2 protein-coding genes are annotated in these 3,085 nt (G+C 58.6%); both read left to right on the top strand.

All coding sequences use genetic code 11. The features are described 5' to 3' along the window. Window positions 1-1,122: 1,122 nt before the first annotated feature. On the top strand, window positions 1,123-2,541 hold the full coding sequence (locus RSO01_RS46395; RefSeq protein ID WP_147157413.1) for a site-specific DNA-methyltransferase: 1,419 nt from the start codon (window positions 1,123-1,125) through the stop codon (window positions 2,539-2,541). Window positions 2,542-2,553: 12 nt separating this feature from the next. After that, the gene (locus RSO01_RS46390) at window positions 2,554-2,979 is read left to right on the top strand and encodes a DUF5681 domain-containing protein (protein ID WP_147157412.1); all 426 of its coding nucleotides are present in this window, start codon (window positions 2,554-2,556) and stop codon (window positions 2,977-2,979) included. Window positions 2,980-3,085 lie beyond the last annotated feature (106 nt).

The raw sequence follows: 3,085 nt of genomic DNA, 5'->3' as shown, positions 1-3,085 counted from the left end.
GCTGCGCCAAGCGCAAGAAGAGCCCGCAAACGCTGAACTGTACGCATCCTTGCGCCAAATCGAGGTGGGAGAGATCAGGGAATTTCTGGCCGCTGAACAGGGACATTCGGATCAGGGAACAGGGAGCAGCCAGAGGCTGAACAGGCAGTCATTGCGGAATCAGGCCAGTGAGAAGCGGCACCATTCTCGCCCCGATTGAGCAAACGAAGGATCGACCTCGGTGAACTCCATAGCTTCAAATAGAGAGGCCGAACTTTGGGGCGGCGCTCGATTGGTCCGCCGGGATGCCGCTTACCTCCGGTTGGACTCCAACTCGGCTCGGTATTTGGCCACCAGGTCCGGATCAATGTTTTCCTTGGTCATCGTTTCGTAGTCCTGCCTAGCGATTGGGGTCCATTGGGCTGGCCCAATATGCTCAAGCCACGCCTTGTAGCGTGCGGAGAACTCCGGGGTGCTCATGTGGCGGTTCAGAGCGTCTACGGTTAGCTGGCCGTAGTCCGAGGCCTTTTTCTTTTTCTTGCCCCGTAACGAACTGCTCCTACGGTCCTCAGCGCTGGAATTAGGTGGGCTGTTCGACATTGTCTCTACCTCCTTTTTCATTTGTGCCGAAGCAGCGTGACGAGATTTTCCACCCGTCACTCATCGGGTCCTCGAACCGGCGGCCTTGGTCGCCGCATCTTGCAGGGGGATATAACCACCTCGCCCATGATGGAGGGCCGAAGGTAGCGCTGAAGCGGCGCCCGCCTTTGCGAGCGAACCGACCAGGATAGGCCGGCGTCGGCACCATTCCTGACCTCAACACCAAACTGGGGCCATAGCCGCCGAAGTCAAGCCGTAGGCCTACTTTTCCAGTCGAAAGGCGACGACTTGGAGCATGGACCGCGCTGGCAGCCGGGCTGGTCGTCGGGCATACCAATACCAGCCAGATTCGGCTGGAGGCACTTGACAGGCCAAATCTCTGCAAGAATCCTGGCTCCGTTCTTTCCTCCGCCGGCGGCGGCCCACGACGAAAAGCGCTGGGCCTTCCTGGGGCCCACCCTGGCCCAGCTACGTTCATTTCCTCGCTTCCAGCTGGCAGATGTCCCTGCACCGCACATCGCGGCAATAACGCAGGGATAGTTCATGTCAATCAAAGTGAAAAAGGGAGCCACGGCCAACGTGGCCAATGAGAACCAGCCGCTCGAGAAGGCTGCAGCCGCCATTCCGACCCAAATCGTCGGAGCCTTGAAGCCGCTTAAGACGGTTATCGAGAACCACGCTCTGGCAGAACTGACGGCAAATCCTCGTAACGCCCGCACCCATAGCAAGAAGCAGGTGCAGCAGCTCGCCGCCAGCATCAAGGAGTTCGGCTTCTTGGTGCCGATCGTTGTCGATGAGGAGTGTACCATCCTGGCGGGCCACGGCAGGGTCGAGGCCGCCAAGCTTCTTAAAATGACGGCCGTCCCCACCGTGGCCGTCAAACATCTGACCCCATCGCGCAAGCGCGCTTTCGCGCTGGCCGACAATCGCCTGGCCGAACTGGCAACCTGGGACGAAGAGCTGCTGGCCATCGAGTTGAAAGAGCTTGCGGAGCTCGAGCTGGATTTCGCCTTCGAAGTCACGGGGTTCGAAACCGTGGATCTCGACCGCATCGAGGGCACGACACACTCGAAAAAGCCTACGCAAGAGGTCGTACCCGAGCTAGATCGCACGCTGCCACCTGTCAGTGCTGTCGGCGACCTTTGGCAGCTCGGGGATCATCGATTGCTCTGTGGCAGCGCCCTTGAGGCGGCATCGTACCAGCGCTTGCTGAGCGACGAACGCGTTCAACTTGTATTTTCAGACCCGCCCTACAACGTGAAGATTGACGGTCACGTCTGCGGCTTGGGATCGGTCAAGCATGAGGCCTTCAAGATGGCCTCGGGCGAGATGTCGAAGGAAGAATTCACCAGCTTCCTCCAAACAGCCATGCGACTCATGGCCGACTACAGTGTTGATGGAGCCATCCACTACATCTGCATGGACTGGCGGCACATGACCGAGATGCTGGCCGCCACCGACCCCATTTACGGCGCGCCGAAGAACCTTTGCGTATGGAACAAGACGAATGCCGGCATGGGCACCTTCTACCGCTCCAAGCACGAGCTGGTGTTTGTATTCAAGTGCGGGACGGCACCCCACATCAACAACTTCGGCCTAGGCGACGGCGGCCGCTACCGCTCCAACGTCTGGGACTATGAAGGCGTCAACACGTTCAAACGCGGTCGTATGGAGGAGCTGAGCGCGCATCCTACAGTCAAGCCTCTGGCCTTGGTGGTCGACGCCTTGAAGGACTGTTCGAAACGTCGAGGTATCGTCTTGGACCCATTTCTAGGTAGTGGCACCACGCTGTTGGCGGCAGAGAAAACTGGCCGCTACGGGCGAGGGATCGAACTGGATCCTCAGTATGTCGATGCGACCATCCGGCGATGGCAGACGTTGTCGGGCCAGGCAGCTGTTCATGTCGAAAGCGGCCGCACGTTTGACGAGTTGGCCGCACGGCAAGACCGCGATGCTGCGTAAGGGGAGGGAGCTATGAAGAAGACCAGAGATAAAGGGGGCTACGGCAAGCCACCCGAGAAGAATCGGTTTCAGAAGGGCAAGTCCGGCAACCCTAAGGGGCGGCCTAAGAGGACTCAGGAAAACAAGTCGCTCCAGCAAATGCTTCGGGATCTGGCTCTCCGAGAGTTTGTCGGTCAGTTCAACGGCAAGCAAACCAAAGTGACCTTCATAGAAGCGGTCTTCCTCAAGCAGTTTTCGGAAGCCATGAAAGGCAACACGGCGGCCGCCAAGTTTCTAGTCTCGCTTTTCGAGAAGCATGTGCCACTGAACCGCAGCCTGGCCGAGTTGATGAAGGACACGCCGGTCTTTGCATTGACGGCGAAAGACAAAGCACTGTTCAAGAAGTCAGAGCTTCTCAGGGGTGTAACCTTCGAAGAAGACAGCCAGGATCAACAGTGACCCTGGAGTAGCGTCGCTTGGACAGCCTTCTACGATGGTCGCGTGACGGCGCCGAGACACGACAAGGCGCTGAAGGAGATTGTGCGCCTGAAGCGCGACCTGCACA

This window comes from Reyranella soli, from assembly GCF_007992495.1.
Classification (GTDB): Bacteria; Pseudomonadota; Alphaproteobacteria; order Reyranellales; family Reyranellaceae; genus Reyranella; species Reyranella soli.
The sequence above is the reverse complement of the archived record's forward strand: the minus strand, read 5'-3'. Positions and strand labels throughout refer to the sequence as shown.